The sequence below is a fragment of the Pannonibacter carbonis genome, from assembly GCF_003012935.1.
In the GTDB taxonomy this organism is placed as follows: Bacteria; Pseudomonadota; Alphaproteobacteria; order Rhizobiales; family Stappiaceae; genus Pannonibacter; species Pannonibacter carbonis.
In genome coordinates this window covers 20713-38734 of sequence record NZ_PUDR01000009.1, presented here as the reverse complement: position 1 = coordinate 38734, position 18022 = coordinate 20713, and the positions used below count along the sequence as shown (strand labels likewise).

Annotated in this window: 13 protein-coding genes; 6 read left to right on the top strand and 7 right to left on the bottom strand. The window is 63.7% G+C overall.

Annotated features, from left to right (window positions below):
- Positions 1-52 precede the first annotated feature (52 nt).
- The gene (locus C8348_RS13535; RefSeq protein ID WP_106753883.1) at positions 53-850 is read left to right on the top strand and encodes an FAD binding domain-containing protein; all 798 of its coding nucleotides are present in this window, start codon (positions 53-55) and stop codon (positions 848-850) included.
- 68 nt (positions 851-918) lie between these two features.
- On the opposite strand, the gene C8348_RS13530 is transcribed toward C8348_RS13535, so the two are convergent.
- The 3 genes from C8348_RS13530 to C8348_RS13520 all read right to left on the bottom strand — a co-directional run bounded on the left by C8348_RS13530 (position 919) and on the right by C8348_RS13520 (position 6709).
- A complete protein-coding gene (locus C8348_RS13530) occupies positions 919-3366 on the bottom strand; it encodes a methyl-accepting chemotaxis protein (protein WP_198647047.1) in 2448 nt (815 codons plus the stop codon).
- A gap of 598 nt (positions 3367-3964) precedes the next feature.
- Positions 3965-5662 (bottom strand): methyl-accepting chemotaxis protein, encoded by a 1698-nt coding sequence (locus tag C8348_RS13525; RefSeq protein ID WP_106753881.1) that lies wholly within the window; start codon positions 5660-5662, stop codon positions 3965-3967.
- 273 nt (positions 5663-5935) lie between these two features.
- Complete coding sequence (locus tag C8348_RS13520; protein ID WP_106753880.1) at positions 5936-6709, bottom strand: SDR family NAD(P)-dependent oxidoreductase; 774 nt, start codon at positions 6707-6709, stop codon at positions 5936-5938.
- Positions 6710-6860: 151 nt separating this feature from the next.
- Here C8348_RS13520 and C8348_RS13515 point away from each other — a divergent pair, with 151 nt between their 5' ends.
- Both C8348_RS13515 and bfr read left to right on the top strand, forming a co-directional pair.
- A complete protein-coding gene (locus C8348_RS13515) occupies positions 6861-7058 on the top strand; it encodes a (2Fe-2S)-binding protein (protein ID WP_106753879.1) in 198 nt (65 codons plus the stop codon).
- Between the two features lie 72 nt (positions 7059-7130).
- A complete protein-coding gene (bfr, locus tag C8348_RS13510) occupies positions 7131-7616 on the top strand; it encodes a bacterioferritin (RefSeq protein ID WP_106753878.1) in 486 nt (161 codons plus the stop codon).
- Positions 7617-7621: 5 nt separating this feature from the next.
- On the opposite strand, the gene C8348_RS13505 is transcribed toward bfr, so the two are convergent.
- From C8348_RS13505 to C8348_RS13490, 4 genes are all read right to left on the bottom strand, one after another.
- Positions 7622-8272, bottom strand: coding sequence for an ATP-binding cassette domain-containing protein (locus C8348_RS13505; protein WP_106753877.1), 651 nt, complete (start codon positions 8270-8272; stop codon positions 7622-7624).
- Positions 8269-9975 (bottom strand): ABC transporter permease, encoded by a 1707-nt coding sequence (locus C8348_RS13500; protein WP_208983754.1) that lies wholly within the window; start codon positions 9973-9975, stop codon positions 8269-8271. The genes C8348_RS13505 and C8348_RS13500 overlap by 4 nt, the downstream gene beginning before the upstream one ends.
- A 10-nt stretch (positions 9976-9985) precedes the next feature.
- Complete coding sequence (locus C8348_RS13495) at positions 9986-11215, bottom strand: ABC transporter substrate-binding protein (RefSeq protein ID WP_106753876.1); 1230 nt, start codon at positions 11213-11215, stop codon at positions 9986-9988.
- 103 nt (positions 11216-11318) lie between these two features.
- The gene (locus tag C8348_RS13490) at positions 11319-11792 is read right to left on the bottom strand and encodes an Lrp/AsnC ligand binding domain-containing protein (protein ID WP_106753875.1); all 474 of its coding nucleotides are present in this window, start codon (positions 11790-11792) and stop codon (positions 11319-11321) included.
- 129 nt (positions 11793-11921) lie between these two features.
- Between C8348_RS13490 and putA the strand changes: the two genes are divergently transcribed.
- From putA to C8348_RS22285, 3 genes are all read left to right on the top strand, one after another.
- Entirely contained in the window at positions 11922-15041 is a 3120-nt protein-coding gene (gene putA, locus C8348_RS13485; RefSeq protein ID WP_106753874.1) for a bifunctional proline dehydrogenase/L-glutamate gamma-semialdehyde dehydrogenase PutA, read from the top strand.
- Positions 15042-15568: 527 nt separating this feature from the next.
- Positions 15569-17443: an aminodeoxychorismate synthase component I gene (pabB, locus tag C8348_RS13480; RefSeq protein WP_208983753.1), complete on the top strand. Its 1875-nt coding sequence runs from the start codon at positions 15569-15571 to the stop codon at positions 17441-17443.
- A 58-nt stretch (positions 17444-17501) separates the two neighbouring features.
- Positions 17502-18014, top strand: a complete 513-nt coding sequence (locus C8348_RS22285) for an ATP-dependent zinc protease family protein (RefSeq protein WP_208983752.1) — start codon at positions 17502-17504, stop codon at positions 18012-18014.
- Positions 18015-18022 lie beyond the last annotated feature (8 nt).

Here is an 18022-nt window from a genome sequence, read left to right as displayed (position 1 = left end):
CAGCGCCAGCCCCGGTTCCCCTTCACGCTTTCCCCAAGGGAGCACGAACACGATGTATGAAACCAATTATCACCGCGCCGGATCGGTCAGCGAAGCGGCCAGCTTGATGGCCAAGGCTGATGACGGCAAGTTCCTCGCCGGCGGCCAGACCTTGATCCCGACCATGAAGCAGCGCCTGGCAGCCCCGAGCGATCTTATCGACCTTGGCCAGATTGCCGAGCTTCAGGGCATCACCGAGGCAGGCGGCAGCCTGCGCATCGGAGCCGGAACCAAGCATGCGGACGTGGCCGGCTCCGCGCTGGTCCAGCGCCTGATCCCCGGCCTTGCCAAACTCGCCGGCGGTATTGGTGACCCGCATGTCCGCCACATGGGCACCATTGGTGGCTCCGTCGCCAACAATGACCCGGCAGCGGATTATCCCTCGGCCGTGATGGCGCTCGGGGCGACGGTTCACACCAGCTCGCGCGACATCGCCGCTGAAGATTACTTCACCGGCATGTTCGATACCGCGCTTGAGGAAAACGAGATCATCACCGCGATCAGTTTCCCGGTGCCGGAAAAGTCGGCCTACGCCAAGTACCCGAACCCGGCCTCGCGCTATGCCATGGCCGGCGTCTTTGTCGCCCGCTTCAAGGATGGTTCGGTCCGCGTCGCAGCAACCGGCGCCGGGCAGAACGGCGTGTTCCGCATCCCGGCCATGGAAGCAGCCCTCAGCGCCAACTGGTCCGCAGATGCCGTTGCCTCGATCAACGTGCAGGCGGACGACATGCTGTCCGACATCCATGGCTCGGCCGACTACCGCGCCAATCTCGTGACCGTGATGGCCAAGCGCGCTGTCGCAGCAGCCTGATACGACAGACAATGAGGCCCTGGAGCGCGATGACGCTCCGGGGCCTCGTCTTTTGTTCGGTCCTGACCTCAGGCGGCCGCGACGGCGGCCAGGAAGCGATCCACTTCCTGCTTGAGATGCTGCGTCTTGCCGTTGACGTCGGTCGATGCGGTAAGGACCATTTCGGCAGACCGGGCCGTCTCGTCGACAGCCTCGGTCAGCGCCGACATGTTCCCGGCCACCGCCGTGGTGCCGGCTGCCGCCATGCGGACATTCTGCGAGATGTTGCTTGTCGCCGCGCTCTGCTGCGTTACAGCCGAGGCGATGGAGGCGGTGTAGTCGTTCACCTGATCCATCACGCGGCTGATGCCGGCGATTGCCGTAGCGGATTCATCGGTCGCCAGCTGGATCGCCGAAATCTGCGCCGAGATATCCTCCGTCGCCCGCGATGTCTGATTGGCCAGTTCCTTCACTTCCGCCGCCACGACCGCAAATCCGCGGCCAGCCTCGCCGGCCCGGGCCGCCTCGATGGTCGCATTGAGTGCCAGAAGATTTGTCTGGGCCGCGATGTTCTGGATCAGGGTCACGACTTCGCCGATCTTTTCGGCTGCGGCGGCAAGACTGGTGACCTTGCCGTTTGTGTCCCGTGTCCCGATGGTGGCGTCACCAACGATCTGGGTCGTCATGGAGACCTGTTGTCCGATTTCGTTGATCGAGGCGGCCAGTTGTTCGGCTGCGCTGGCAACACTCTCCACCCCGTCGGTCGCAGTTCCTGCAGCAGCTGCGGTCTCGTCGGCACGCGTTGCGCTGACACGGGAGATTTCGGTCAGTTTCTGCGCCGTTTCCCCAAGCCCGCGGGCCGTCCCCTCAACGGAGCCGATGAGCTCCTGCGAGGTCGTCCGGAAGGTCGCGATCAGATGCTCGATCGTCGTCTGGCGACGCCGCTGCGCCTCTGTTTCCGCCTGGGTCCGGGCTTCAAGGCGCATCCGCTCAAGGGCGTTGTCCTTGAAGACCTGGACAGCGCGGCCCATATCGCCAATCTCGTCCGCGCGCTCAAGACCGGGCACAGCCGTTGCCGTGTCACCTTCAGCAAGACGCCGCATGGTGGTGGTCATGGCCCGGATCGGCTTCGTGATCACAAGGTTCAGAACAAAGGCCAGCGCCAGCGCCACAACCACAGCCACGCCAAGCGCGACACCAATCGTTGTGACCGCCACATCGCCAGCCATCCGGTTCGCAGCCGACTGGGCACTGGCAAGCCCGGTTGCCGTGTCCTGCAAAACCACGGTCAGCCGGTCGAGTTCGCTCCGATTGGCCTCGAGATCACCCTTGGCCTTGCGGATTTCGGTGAATGCCGCCGCATAGTCCTCCAGCGCCTGCGGCATGGCGGCGATTGCGTCGGCGGCAGCCGGGATCAGCGTTGCCGCTCTTTCAAGCTGCATGGCATACATGCCAAGCATGTCGATTTCGGCTTCCACCGCGTCGGGAGCCGCATCGCCCATGCCCGTCAGGAAGCTCGTCGTGCCGTTCTTCACGGTCGAGATCGAGCTGGCAATCTCAAGCGCCTGCTGGCCGATCGTCGTCAGCACCGCCAGTCGCTGCTGCAGGCTCGTCGCCCCATCCAAGGCTTTGTCGAGCGCAGCGTAGACCGCAAATTGTGCCGCTGTTGTCTCTTTGGCGAGCAAGCTGAGGCTGTCGGCAACGTCTTTCTTCTGGCCCATGCGATTGAACAGGTTCGTCTCGTCCAGCATCGCCGGCAACTGTGAAGCGAGCGTCTGCACGTGTGATTTCATCGCAGCGCTCTTTTCCTCCGGCAAGACCTTGAGCCGCGAGGTGGCGATCCTGATGGCACCATCGTTGATCTGAACAAGCGCCTCATCAATCTTGGCACGCAGCTCAGGAGTGACCTCGTTCAGCTTGAAGTCTGCATTCTTGCCAAACATTGGCAGTAGAAAATCTATCTGCACCCGCATGTCGCTACCAACACGCCCGAGCTTGCGCAGGTCGTTCTGTGCCGCTTCGGCGAGCATGGATGCATCGGCGGCATCGCGCTGCTGGCGCTGCAGCTCGTTGCCAATGGTTCGCGTGAGGCTATCGAGCTGCGCCGTGGCGCGATCGACCACCTCGAGCTTGTCTTCGACAGACTGGCTGTCTCGGCGCACCGCGGCAAATGTCGAGGCAAAGGCGGTTGCCTTTTCCCGCGCCTCCGTAACGCTTTGCTGCGACTGGGGGGCGTTCGCGAGGCCAGCGCCGAGATCGTACAAGGTCGTATCAAGGGATGTCAGGGCCAGCGTGACCCGGTCGCCGGCTTCCGCGCCAGGTTTGCGCAAAAACGCCTCGCGCTCGGCTGACAGGCTCTGCAGGTCGGTGATGGAGGCAAGCGCCAGATCGGAGATTTCGCTGCGCTGCGCCAAACCGATGAGGGTGTAGATCGCCATCCCGCCAATCACGGCCATCAACAGGACAATCGAAATAAACCCGCCGGAAACCTTGAAAAACAGACGGGTGTCGTTGAACATCCGAACGAATTTAGACATCAGAGCATCTTTCCAAGTTGAATTTGCGGCGCGAATTGCAACCACCCCTCGCATCATTAGATTAATGCCCTGTATATTTTCAGAAGGACTCTCCAAGACTGAAGCAACATTCTGCTTTCATTATTTTGACGGCTATTCTTGCTTTCAATGTTATTTTTGACAGACGAGTATTTACCGATGTCCGCGGATTACGTAGCGCCCGCAAGGGAATGAAACTCTGCCCCCCACAGACTTCGTACCGCACCGCAGCAAGATCTGACGCTGGGGTGTTATTGCCTTGCCGCGCTTCACTTTTTGCGCTTCGCGATGAAATAAATTTCAGCTGGTCCATCCCCCGGGCAATAAAAAAGGGGACCAAGAGGCCCCCTCAAACTGCTGCCAAACCCTGTTTGGTCATCCCGGACGCAGCGAAGCGGAGATCCGGGACCGGAGAGCCAAGGTCTATACGGGGTTTAACTCATTGAATTATAGAGACCTCGACTCTCCGGTCCCGGCTCTGCGCTGCGCTTGGCCGGGATGACCTCGGTGAGGTCGAGATTTGTCATCAAGTAAAAGGGGGCCGCGAGGCCCCCTTGGTCTCGACGCAAGACCGCCGGTGTCAGGCTGCGGCAACAGTCGTGACAAAGCGGTCAAAAGCGGCACGCAGACGCTCGGTCTGGTCGCTGACACGCCCGGATGCGCCCAGAACCTGGCCTGCCGCCTCGCTGGTCTGGTTCACCGAAGCTGCGAGGCTGTGAATATCCTCCGAGACCTCCATCGTGCCGCGCGTTGCCTGCTGCACGTTGTGGCTGATCTCGTTGGTGGCCGCGCCTTGCTGTTCCACAGAAGCTGCGATCTCGGTGGTGTAGCCATCGACCGTCTGCATGGTCGAGGCAATTCCCTGGATCGCCTGCACGGCCTCACCGGTGGAAGCCTGGATTGCCGAGATCTGCGAACCGATTTCCTCGGTCGCCTTCGAGGTCTGGTTGGCCAGTTCCTTGACCTCTGCCGCGACGACCGCAAAGCCCCGCCCTGCATCTCCGGCGCGAGCAGCTTCAATGGTGGCATTCAAAGCCAGCAGGTTGGTCTGCTCGGCTATCGCCTGGATCAGGGTAACCACTTCGCCGATCTTGTTGGCAGCCAATGCGAGCGACGAGACCTTCTGGTTTGTCACCAGGGTGCTCTGGGTTGCCTTGGCAACGATCTGGCTGGTCCGGGCGACCTGACCGCTGATCTCGGCAATGGAGGCAGAGAGTTCTTCGGCAGCGCTGGCCACCGACTGGACGTTGCTCGACGCTTCGCTTGACGCACTGGCCGCCGTAGAGGTGCGTTCCGAAGACGCCTTTGCAATGTTCGACAGCGTTCCGGCGGTCGTTTCCATTTCATGGGTGCTCTGGGCGACGGCCGACAGAAGCGCATCAACCGTGGAGCGGAACTCGGTCACCGCCGATTCGATCTGGATCTGGCGGTCGTGTTGCGCTTTCTGCTCGAGCGCCTGCTCATCCTGAAGATGGTTGCGTTCGCGGGCGTTGGTCTGGAAGACGGCAACGGTGCGGCTCATGTCGCCGATCTCGTCACCGCGTTCAAGCCCCGGGATTGCGACATCGACCTGCCCTTCAGCAAGATCCAGCATCGCACCCTGAAGCGACTTCAATGGTGTCGTGATCGAGCGTACGATCAGTCCGGCAACGACGGCCAAAATCGCCAGAAGACCAAGCCCGAGACCCAGACGCGTCTGGAAATCAGCCCAGAAAATTGCCGAAAGGTCGTCCATATAGACGCCGGTCAGGACAAACATGTTCCAGGGCCGGAACGCCTCGAAATAGGAGATCTTGCCAACGGGAGCCTCACTGCCGGCCTTCGGCCAGACATACTGCACGGTGCCCTTGCCGGCCCGTTGGGCAATGTCTCCCATTTCCTTGGCAAACAGCTTGCCATTGGCATCGGCAAGCGTCGTCTGGTCCGTGCCGACCAGATCCGGACGCGCCGGATGCATCACAACGGGGTAGCCCGCCGCCATGCTCTGCACGACAAAATAGTTGCCGCCACCATAGCGCATGGCACGCAAAACATCGAAAGCTCGTTTCTTTGCCTCGTCTGCGGTCAGCTTGCCGTCCTGGGCCATCTTGTAGTGGTCAGCCAGAACGCCTACGGCTGTTTCAGTCAGGCTGCGCAACTCTGCCTGCTTCAACGCCGTCAAGGCATGGGACTGGCGCCAGGACTCAACCGCGATCAGACCAGCCAGTCCGAGCGCAAACAGGACGAGCAATCCATAGAGCCGATAACCAATTGAAATTTTACGTTGGGTCAAATTCATTCTGCGATCCCCAATTGCAGCCTCAGGGGAGTTTGCAGCCCTGACCGGTTAAGCCTTCCCTAAACCGGTTTCACTGGTCAGTTTTTGTTGATTTTTTGTACCCTGCGGCTGCCATTGGCTGCGCAGCAATCAGCGCGTGTTGCGCCCGGATGAAACTGCCGCAACGAGAACCAGATGAAGGCCGTCCTGCCGCTCAACCTGATTCGTCCTCACTATCGCTTCGCCGTGCCGTGTATCAATCCGTTCCGGCATCTCCGACCGATCTCCAACCAATCAGACATGCTGACCGCCGTTGATATGGATCTCCGAGCCTGTCACGTAGGAGGAGGGCGCCGTGCAAAGGAAGTGGATGGTCTCGGCAACCTCGTCCGGCTGACCAAGGCGGCGCAAGGGGATGGCGTCGATCAGTTTCTCAGTCCCCGGAGACAGGATCGAGGTGTCGATCTCGCCCGGCGCGATTGCATTGACACGAATGCCATGCGGGCCGAAATCAGCGGCCATCTCGCGTGTCAGGGCCGCAAGGGCTGCCTTGGACGTCGCGTAGGCCGTTCCGGCAAAGGGATGAACCCGCATGCCGGCAATCGAGGTCACATTGACGATCGAGCCTCGCGCGGTTTCCAATTCCTTGAACAGGCCACGGGCCAGCATGATCGGGGCAAAGAAGTTGACCTGGAACACATGCCGCCAGATGTGCATTGGCGTCGACAGGCTGTCGAGGCGCTGTCCGCCGTCATCCTTCGGGCTGATGCCGGCATTGTTGACAAGCGCATGGAGTTTCGACCCGTTCGGCTCCAGCCGACGGCGGATTTCCTGCACGGCATAACCGAGGTTTTCAGGATCCGACAGATCGATCTGGATGTGATCCTCCGGACCGGAAGGCCAGGGGCAGCGGGTGGAAAAGGCGTGGCGCGAGCAGGTGATGACACGCCAGCCCTCGGCGGAAAACTTCTTGACGGTCGCATGACCGATGCCACGACTGGCACCCGTGAGAACGATGGCTGGACGTGCGTCTACCGCCGGGCTGTCCGGCTGCTGCAACTGGCTCATGATGTGCTTTCCGGCCCGAGTTCGTGTGGCCTTGATGGGGAAAAGTTGACTCGTGAAAGAAACTTTAGTTTATGCCGCCCGTCCGTTCCATGACAGACTTGGCCCCGGATGAAGCACGGCGCAAGGGTGCGGCGGAAAACAAGACAAGACGATGATCATCTGCTCCTGCAATGTCCTGTCCGACAAACAGCTGCGTGAGGCCGCCGAGGAAATGCGGTCGGACCCTGACGCGCGCCTGCCGACGCCGGGTGCGGTTTTCCGCAAGCTCGGCTGCCGGCCGCGCTGCGGCGGATGCTTCCCGAATGTCATCGATATCATTCACGACATGCCAAACGACGGCAAGACGTGACAACGCGCGGCAACAGGATAGGGCGACTGCTTTGCGCTCCATCTCAAAGACTTAAATGAGGGAGATACAGTCATGAAGGGTGATGTCAAAGTTATCGAATACCTCAACCGGGCGCTGCGCCACGAGTTGACCGCCGTCAATCAGTACTGGCTGCACTATCGCCTGCTTGCGGACTGGGGCTTCAGCAAACTGGCCAAGAAGGAACGCGAGGAATCCATCGAGGAGATGCAGCACGCGGACCAGCTGATCGACCGCATCATTTTCCTTGAAGGCCATCCCAACCTGCAGATGCTGGATCCCTTGCGCATCGGGCAGTCGCTGAAGGAAGTGATCGAGTGCGACCTGGCCGGAGAATATTCCGCTCGGGCGCTCTACAAGGAAGCACGCGAGATCTGCCTGGAAGCCGGCGACTATGTCACCATGAAGCTTTTCGAGACGCTGATGGCCGATGAGGAAGGCCATATCGACTTCCTCGAGTCCCAACTGGAACTGCTATCCCGCATTGGTATCGAGCGTTACGGCATGCTGCAGGCCGATCCGGCCGACGCATCGGAGTAGCCGGCTTACGGGTCCAGCGAGACGATTTGCCCACCCGCTGCCGCCGCATCCTGCGGGTCATGGGTGACAAGCACAACAGGCAGCCCGGCGGTGCGGGCTGCCTCAAAGACAAGGCACCGCATGGTGTCGCGGGTACTTGCATCAAGGCTTGAAAACGGCTCGTCCAGCAAGAGTGCTTGTGGCGCCGACAGCAACACCCGGATCAGGGCCACCCGCGATTGCTGGCCACCGGACAGGGTCTGCGGATGGCGCGTAAAGAACCCGTCCAGTCCGGCTTCCGTCAGGGCCATCGTGATCCTTTCGCGCCGGTCGTGGCGTGAACCGCCCGGTGGCAGGGCGAACAGCAGGTTCTCGCCGACACTCAGATGCGGAAACAGCAGGGAATGCTGAAACATCAGACCCATGCGCCGGAGTTGAGGCGGCTGGTCCGTGACATCGCGCCCGGCGAGAATGATCCTGCCCTCGACCTGAAACGGCGCGGCCACAAACCCTGCAAGCGCTGCCAGCAGGCTCGACTTACCACTGCCTGACATGCCCATCACCGTGAGCACAGTGCCTTGGGCAACCTGCGCGTCGAGTGAAACCAGGACGCGGCCATTGAGCCGCAGCCGCAACGATTGCAGGGCCAAACCGGAAGAAGGGCGAAGAGGGCTCATGAAAACGTCCCGGAATAAAGCCGAGGCACCAGCAGGCGCGGCAGGAGCGCTGCGGCGGCAAAGCCGGCGAAGGGCAAGACGATTTGCGCCAGCGCATGCACCGCGATCAGCGGCCTGCTGCCACCGCTGGCCAGAGCCACTGCCTCGGTGGTGACCGTCACCACCCGGCCACCGCCCACCAGAAGCGTCGGCAGATACTGGCTAACCGACACCGCAAGGCCGAGCGCGACCGCCGTGGCAAGCGCTGGGAGCATCAGCGGCAGGCGGATGCGCCAGAACACCTTGGCTTCACTTGCACCAAGACTGAGCGCCAGCAGCCGATATCGCGGATCGAGGGCCGCCCAGGGGCCTGCAAGTGACAAGATGACATAGGGCAGAACGAACACCAGATGCGATAGGGCAACGGCCCACCAGCTGCCGTCCAGGCCAGCTTGCAGGAACAAGACCTGCAAGCCAAACAGGAAGGCCACCTGCGGCACGAGCAGCGGCAGGAACACAAGCGCCGACATCCAGGCACCGCCATGGCGAAGAACCGGTTGCCCCCGAGCCCGGACGCCCTCCTGCAACATCGCCACGACAACGACTGCTGCCACCAGACTGACCGACAGCCCGAGAACCAACGTCGTGGAGACCGATCTGGTCAGATCTGAGCCGGCCAGGAGCCATGACTGCACGGTCCATCTGCGCGGAAGAACGTCGGGATAATGCCAGGTTCCGGCAACCGACCACAGGGCCAGCACGCTCAGCGAGGCAACGGCAAGAGCCACGAGGATATAGATCCAGACAAGGCTCAGCGCTCGCACGGTCCGGTCTGACGACAGGCGGCAACCGCCAGTTGCCATGTACCGAACCAGATTGCTGGTCAGCCGCTCGCCGGCGATCCAGACAAGCACCGCAAAGCCGCTGACCCCGAGCTGCAGCAGAGCTGCTGCTGCGCCTTTCATGCGGATGAGAAGATCCGGATCTCCCATCCAGCCGGCGACACGAACGGACAGGGTTGCTGGCAGACCTGGCCCCAGGATCAGCGCCATGTCCACGACAGACGTCGAAAACGCCAAAACGGCCAGAACCGGCAACCGTATTTGCCAGTAGAGCTGCGGAGCGACGGCATAAGTAAAGGCGGCGATGCGGCCATAGCCAAGACTTTCTGACAGGCGCACGCGCGGCAAGGCATCAACCTGATGCAGGGCGGCCAGCGCCATCAGCAACAGAAACGGCACTTCTTTGATGACGAGACCAAGCGTCAGGGACAGGGCGAAGGGATCCTGCAGGATCAGCCAGTCCGGCGGCCGGTCGAGCGCCGGACTGAAAGGCGCAGCAAGACGCACCAGCAGGCCGGACGGTGCGATGACGAGGGCAAGGCCCAAAGCCGCCGCAGCATGGGGAACCGACAGAAGTGGCGCCAGCAAACGGCGCAATACCCTAAAGACAGGGCTGTTCATCCACCCTGCCAGCAGCAGGAACACCAGCAGCAGCGACAAAGCTGTGGCGGCAAGGCCGCTGCCGAGACTGAGCAACACCGAACGGCTGAGACCCGGTGTTTCCATCAGCATGGACACGGGCGTCAGAGACATCTCCCTGGCCCCGGCAGCCGGCAGATAGCCCAACGCCGGCAGGGCGGTCCCGATGAGGCCTGCGGCAACCGGGCCAACCAGAAACACGGCAATTGCCAGTGTTGCGGGACGTAGAGCCGCCGGCGTCAAGGTGACTGGCTCATTGTGCGCCGTAGCGTTTGGCCCAGGCGGCCTCCAGCGCCTCCATCCAGCTCGGATGCGGTTCGGGAAGTGTCGGGCCGAGGGCGGACGGAGAAAGTCCGGCCTTCCCAAGATCAATGGCGGCGAAGCGTGCCTTGTCGGCATCGGCAAGCGCGGCGACATTCAGCACGGTCGGATCGCCCCAGATCGCCGGGTCTTCCTTGCGTGCCTGCGCTTCGAGCGACAAGAGGAAATTGGCGAGCACCTTGGCAGCTGCCGGAGCGTTGGCATTGAACGGAATGGCGACGAAATGGCTGTTGCCGATGGTGCCGCCAGCAAACACGAAACTGCGGACGGTATCCGGCAGTTCACCTGCGGCGATCGCGGCCGAGGCGTCGCCGGGGTTGAAGCTGAAGGCGATGTCGACCTCGCCATCGGCCAGCAGCTGCCGGAGGGCCGCGACGGACTGCGGGAAGGCCTTGCCGCCGCGCCACAGGTTCGGGTGGAGGGCATCGAGCCAGGCGAAGAGCGCGGCCGTATCGGCCTCGAACCGCGCCGGGTCGACCGGACGGGCCAGCTTTTCGCGGTCGTCGATAAGGTCGCTCAAGGCCTGTTTCAGGAAGGTCGAGCCATGGAAGTTGGGCGGCTGAGGATAGGTGAAGCGTCCCGGGTTCGCCTTGGCAAACTCGGCCAGCGCCTGAAGCGAGGCCGGGGGTTCGGCCAGTCTTGCGCTGTCATGCATGAACACCAGCTTCGCCATGCCCCAGGGGCTTTCGAGGCCATCGGTGGCGACGGTGAAATCCTTGCGCACCGTCGGCTTGCCCTCGACATCGACCAGTGACCAGTTCGGCAGGCGTTCGGCCCAGGCCTCGGCCTGCAGCAGGCCTTCGCGCTTCATGGCGGCGAAGTTCTCGCCGTTGATCCAGACGAGATCCACCGCGCCGCCGCTGGTCTTGCCGGCGGTCTTCTCGGCCAGTACCCGCGCGACCACATTGGCGGTGTCATCGACCTTCACGTGTTCCAGTGTCACGCCATACTGCTGCTTCAGCTCGCCGGCGACCCAGTCGATGTAGGCGTTGATGCGCGGCTCGCCGCCCCAGGCGTGGAAATAGACCGTCTGGCCCTTTGCGGCCTCCTTGATGCCGGCCCAGTCTGCTGGCTCGGCCGCGAGGCTTGGGCCTGTCGCCAGAACCGCGACGAGCGAGACGGTGGCAAGGCCTTGCAAAAACTGGCGGCGGATCACCTGCATCGAAACAACTCCCGGAACATTTCTCAAATTTGCTAAAGGTCTTCGTGCCTTGGCGCTGCGATGACGGTCAACACACAGCTCCGTGACGCTGGCATGGGCCAGGTCAGATGGGAAGGACGTGCGTGTCCTTCACGTCCTCCATCACCGCATAGGTGTGGGTTTCGCGCACGCCGGGCAGGTTGAGGATCACCTCGGCGAGAAACTGCCGGTAATGCGTCATGTCCCGCACCCGGCTCTTCACCAGATAATCGAAGCCACCGGCCACCATGTGGCATTCCAGCACCTCCGGAGAGCGCGAGACGGCGGCGGCGAAGGCGTCGAAGACGTCCGCCGTCGTCTTGTCCAGCTTCACCTCGACGAAAACCAGCAGCGACAGATTGAGCTTCTGCGGATTCAGCTCCGCCGTGAAGCGCAGGATGTAGCCATCGCGGATCAGCCGTTTCATCCGATCGGCGGTTGCAGTCGAGGACAGGCCGACCTTGTCGGCCAGATCGGTGGTGGTGATGCGGCCGTCGGTCTGCAGCACGCCGAGGATCTTGCGGTCGATCCGATCCAGATCCGTGGAATTTTCAGTCATGACAGCCTCAAAAATTAAATTTCCCGGATTTTATGCCAAAAATACCCGGAAAAGAAGGCCTCCACGCTGATATCTTCGCGGAAAATCAGGTCCCCGCCGCGTCCAGTGGCGGAAGCGGAGTAACGTCTCGTGACAACGGCAAGCGCTCTCGATTCCACCCCCCCGTTTCGTGCTGACTTCGCGCCGGAGGATGCCGATCTCGTCAAACGCATGCTGGCCGAAACGCGGCTGTCGCCGGATGCAGAATCCCGCATCGACGCCAAGGCCACCGACTACATCCAGACTATGCGCGCCACGCGCTCGGGCCTCGGCGGTGTCGAGGACTTCATGCGCGAGTTTGGCCTGACCACCCGCGAAGGCCTTGCGATGATGGTGCTAGCCGAGGCGCTGCTGCGCGTGCCGGATGCGGCGACCGCCGACAAGCTGATCGAGGACAAGCTGGCCGCTGCCAAGTTTGGCGAAGGCGACGGCATGAAGTCCGATACCTGGCTGGTGTCCGCCTCCTCCTGGGCTCTGGGTGTGACCTCGCGCCTGCTGCACCCCGGGGATACACCGGACACCATCCTCGCTTCGCTGGTCAAGCGCCTCGGCATGCCGGCGGTGCGCACCGCAACCAAGCAGGCGATGCGCCTGCTTGGCCACCAGTTCGTTCTGGGCGAGACGATTTCCAAGGCCCTGTCCCGCGCCAGCGGCCAGGAGCCGAAGGGCTACCGTTTCTCCTATGACATGCTGGGCGAAGGCGCCCGCACCCAGGACGACGCCGACCGCTATTTCCGCTCCTATGCGGCGGCCATCGAATCCATCGGCAAGGCCGCCGGCGAAAAGCCGCTGCCGGACCGCCCGGGCATCTCCGTCAAGCTGTCGGCCCTGCATCCGCGCTATGAGGCGACCAAGGGCAAGCGCGTCGAGACCGAGTTGCTGCCGAAGGTCCTGGACCTCGTGAAGATGGCCCGCGGCTACAACCTCAACTTCACCATCGACGCGGAAGAGGCCGACCGGCTCGAGATCTCGCTCGACCTCATCGCCGCCATCGTCGCGCATCCGGTGCTGGATGGCTGGGACGGCTTCGGCCTCGCGGTCCAGGCCTACCAGAAGCGCGGCCGCGAGGTCATCGACTGGCTGATTGATCTGGCCCGCCTGCACAACCGCCGCCTGATGGTGCGCCTCGTCAAGGGCGCCTACTGGGACACGGAAGTGAAGCGCGCGCAGGAGCGCGGCCTTGACGACTATCCGGTCTTCTCCCGCAAGGCGGCGACGGACCTGTCCTATCTCGCCTGCGCCCGCCGCATGCTGGCCGCGCGCGATGTGCTCTACCCGCAGTTTGCCACGCACAACGCCCTTACCGTTGCCCAGATCCAGGAAATGGCTGGCAACCAGGGCGGCTACGAGTTCCAGCGCCTGCATGGCATGGGCGAGAGCCTCTACAAGTCCGTGGTCGAGCGCGACGGCTTCCCCTGCCGCGTCTATGCGCCGGTCGGCGGCCACAAGGATCTCCTCGCCTATCTCGTCCGGCGCCTGCTCGAGAACGGCGCCAATTCTTCCTTCGTCTCCATCGTCGGAGACGCTTCCATCCCGGTGGGTCAGATGCTGCAACGTCCTGGTGATATCCTCGAAGGGGGCGACCGCGCCCGCAACGGTTCCATCCCGCGCCCCGAAGGCCTCTATGGCAGCTCGCGCGCCAATTCTGCCGGCCTTGAACTGGGCCACGCAGCCGAGCGGCAGCAGCTTCTCGCCGGCATGGCGGCTGTCGGCCTGCCGGCCGGCACGGCCCGCCCGCTGGTCCCCGGCCACGAGGCAACTGGCGCTGCGCGTCCGCTGCGCTCGCCCATCGACGGCAGCCTTGTCGTCGGCGAAGTGATCGAGGCCGATGTGTCCCTCGCCTCCTCCGCGATGGTCGTTGCCGCCAAGGGCTTTGAAGCCTGGTCGCGCACCCCGGTCGAGACCCGCGCCGCCGCGCTGGAAAAGATGGCTGACCTCATGGAAGCCAAGCGCGACCGCCTGATGACGCTGCTGGCCGTGGAAGCCGGCAAGACGCTGTCCGACGGCATTGCCGAGATCCGCGAGGCGGTCGACTTCTGCCGCTATTACGCCGCAGAAGCCCGTGGCCTGTTCGGCGAAGGCCGGCTGATGCCGGGGCCGACCGGCGAGGAAAACCGTTACCGCCTGCGCGGCCGCGGCGTCTTCGTCTGCATCTCGCCCTGGAACTTCCCGCTGGCCATCTTCCTTGGTCAGGTGGCCGCAGCGCTCGTCGCCGGCAACGCCGTGGTCGCCAAGCCGGCCGAGCAGACGCCGCTCGTCGCCTTCGAGGCGGTGAAGATGCTGCATGAGGCTGGTGTGCCGGAAGAGGCGCTGGTGTTCGTGCCCGGCGACGGCCGTGTCGGCGCCGCGCTCACCGGCCACCCGCATGTCGGCGGTGTCGCCTTCACCGGTTCGACCGAGACCGCCTGGGCGATCAATGGCGCGCTTGCCACCAAGCGTGGGCCCATCGTGCCGCTGATCGCCGAGACCGGCGGCATCAACGCCATGCTGGTGGACGCGACGGCCCTGCCGGAACAGGTCTGCGACGACGTTGTCACCTCGGCCTTCCGCTCGGCTGGCCAGCGCTGCTCGGCCCTTCGCCTTGTCTATCTGCAGGAAGACGTTGCCGATCATCTGATCGAGATGATCGAGGGTGCGGCCAAGGAGCTGGAACTGGGCGATCCGCGCCTGACGACCACGGATGTCGGTCCGGTGATCGACGCCGAGGCGCGCGACAATATCCTGTCGCACCTTGCCCAGATGGACAAGCTCGGCCGCATCAAGTTTGCCGGCAAGGTGCCGGGCGGCGCGCTGTCCGGCGGCACCTATGTCGCCCCGCATATCGTGGTGCTGGACCGTCCGGAAGACCTCACCCGCGAGGTCTTCGGCCCGGTGCTGCATGTGGTGCGTTACAAGGCCAAGGACTTTGACGCGATGCTCGACAGCATTGCGGCCACCGGCTACGGCCTGACCCTCGGCGTGCACAGCCGCATCGACGCGACGGTGAAGCGCGTCGTCGACCGCCTGTCGGTTGGCAACGTCTACGTCAACCGCAACACCATCGGCGCGGTCGTCGGCACCCAGCCCTTCGGCGGCTCCGGGCTCTCCGGCACCGGCCCGAAGGCTGGCGGCCCGGCCTATCTGCAGCGCTTTGCGCTGGAGCAGGTGGTGTCGATCAACACCGCAGCCTCCGGCGGCAACGCCTCGCTGCTCGCCCATTCCGGCGAGTAAGCGTCACCCGTTTGTCCCGGACCCGGAGAGGTCCGGACAAGTCAGGCCCCGGCCAGTTGGACCGGGGCTTGTCGCACCTGCGCCCCATCGCAGCCCAAAAGAACAAGCCGCCGCGGGCAACTGCGGCGGCTTGTTGTCTGTTTGCATGCGTTCAATCGTTCTCAGGAGCGGATTGACACGAGCGTTTGCTTCCTCTCCCCCCGTGAGGGGGAGATGCCCCCGGTAGGGGGCAGAGGGGGGTAAACGGCCTCTCAGATCCCATGAAAGTCGGTTTTGAGCGGCAGCGCTGCTACCCCCCTCTGTCTGCTAACGCAGACATCTCCCCCTCAAGGGGGGAGAGGGGCGCTTGCTGCTGGGCGGAAGACAAGCAACTTCGAGCGCCGTTGGCCATTGCGGCAGCACTCCACTTCGCGCGCGTTTGCAGGCACAGCCGCAAACCGGCCATTGGTTGGCGGGAAGAGGCGTTGACGCGGGCGGGGAGCGGTGTAAACAGCGGGGGAACCCTTGGCGAGCGGCGGTTGCGCCCCATGTCGACCCGACCCACATTAGATGACGCGATTGCCTTGGCCGATACGCTTTCCATGACCGATCCTGCCGCAGCGCCGGCCTCCCTTCTGGGTCCGGGTACGGTTATTCTTGTCGATGCGCTGACCGAGCGGCGCGCGCGCGTGTTCCGGCAGCCGAAGCGGGTGCTGACCTGCCATGCGCTCGACGAGGCGCAGGCCTTTCTGGCCAGGCTGCAGGCTGAGCAGGCTGCGGGTGCGCATCTGGCCGGGTTCCTGGCCTATGAATTCGGCTTTGCCTTCGAGCCGAAGCTGGCAGCGAGCTGGCAGGCCGATGGCGAGCCGCTGGCGTGGTTCGGGGCCTATGAGGCTCCGGAGATCCTGTCGCTGGACGCGCTGGATGAGGTGCTGCGGCAGGCGAGTGGTCCGCTGGAGGGCACCATCGACAGCTTCAGCTACGACATGGACCGGGCCCGCTATGCCCGGGCCTTCGCAGCCGTGCAGCACCATCTGGCGGTGGGGGACATCTATCAGGCCAACCTGACCATGCGGGCCCGCTTCCGCCACCAGGGCCCGGCGGCGGCACAGTTTGCCCGGCTGATCCGGCGCCAGCCGGTGGCGCATGGGGCATTCCTGCAGCTCGCAGACCGGGCGATCCTGTCGCTGTCGCCGGAACTGTTCCTGGAGCGGGAAGGCCAGCGGCTGCGCACCCGGCCGATGAAGGGCACCGCCCCGCGCGGGCGCGACGGCAGCGAGGATGCGGCGATTGCCGCAGCACTTGCCGGTGACCCGAAGCAGCGGGCCGAGAACGTGATGATCGCCGACCTGATGCGCAACGACCTGTCGCGCGTCTGCAAGCCCGGCTCGGTGAGCGTGCATGACGTGTTCGCGGTCGAGCGCTACAGGAGCCTGCACCAGATGGTGACCGGCGTCGAAGGCGAGCTGGAGGACGGCGTTGGCCTTGGCGAGATCATCGCCAACCTGTTCCCCTGCGGCTCGATCACCGGAGCGCCAAAACTCTCGGCGATGCAGATCATCAAGGCCGAGGAGACGGGGCCACGCGGGATCTACACGGGCTCCATCGGCCATGTGACGCCCGAGGGAGACTTCCGCTTCAACGTGGCGATCCGCACGCTGGTGCTGCGCGACACCGGACTGGGCGAGGCCGGCGTCGGATCCGGGGTGGTGTTCGATTCCGGTGCCGCGCCGGAATATGACGAGTGCCTGCTCAAGCTGAAGTTCCTGACCGCCGCCGAGCCGCCGGCCTTCGGCCTGATCGAAACGCTCGGCTGGAGCCCGGACGAGGGCTATCTGCTCCTGGAGCGGCATCTCGACCGGCTGGCCGAGTCGGCCGCCTATTTCGGCTTCACCTGCGATCTTGCAGCCGTGGATGCGGCGCTGCAGGGCGTGGCAGAGAGCTTTGCCGGGCTGACGCGGGTGCGGCTGGAACTGGCCAGCGGCGGCAGCCACCAGATCACCCATGCGCCGATGCAGGCCGTTGCCCCCGGCGAGGTCTGGGATGTGTGCCTGGCGGATGTGCGGACCGATGCAAGCGACCGCTTCTACTATCACAAGACCACCAACCGGGAGATGTACGACGGCACGCGCAGCCGCATGGTGGCGGCGCAGCCGGGGCTTCGGGAAGTGATCTTCGAGAACACTGACGGGTTCCTCACCGAAGGCAGTTTCACGACGCTGTTCGTGGCACGGAACGGGCGGCTGCTGACGCCGGCGCTGCGCCACGGGGTGCTGCCGGGCACGCTGCGCGCGGCGCTGCTGGAGAGCCGGATTGCGGCAGAAGCCGACCTGACGCGGGCGGATCTGACGACGGGCGATCCGGTCTATGTCGGCAATTCCGTGCGCGGACTGATCCGGGTGCGGCTCGTCAATTCCGTTTGACCGACGCGGCAATAGCGCCTATCGGCGTGGCTGTCCGAACGAGACTGGAGCCCTTTGCGTGACCACGCCGACCAATCCGATCCTTCCGCGCAACGGCATCGCGCCGGCTGAAGCTGACGGCAAGCGTGTGGTCGGCTGGAAGGAGTGGGTCAGCCTGCCGGATCTGGGCGTGCCGCGCCTCCTGGCGAAGTTCGATACCGGCGCGCGCTCCTCGGCCCTGCATGTGCCCCGGGCGCGGGTGATCGAGATCGATGGCCAGCCGCATGTCAACTTCGACCTAGATGAAGACACGCTCGATGCCAGCGGCGTGCTGAAGCACACCGCCCCGCTCGTTGACCTTCGAACGGTGAAGTCCTCGTCGGGTCATGCGGAGCAGCGGCTGACTATCCACACGACTTTGTCCTTCGCCGGATTACAATGGCTGATCGAGCTGACACTGACGGACAGGTCAGACATGAAGCTGCCAATGCTTGTGGGCCGCTCGGCAATGCACAGCCGGCTCATCATTGATCCGTCGAGAAGCTTTCTTGCCGGACGAAGGGTCAGAAAACCTTCACAAAAATCCCGCTAGCGGACACG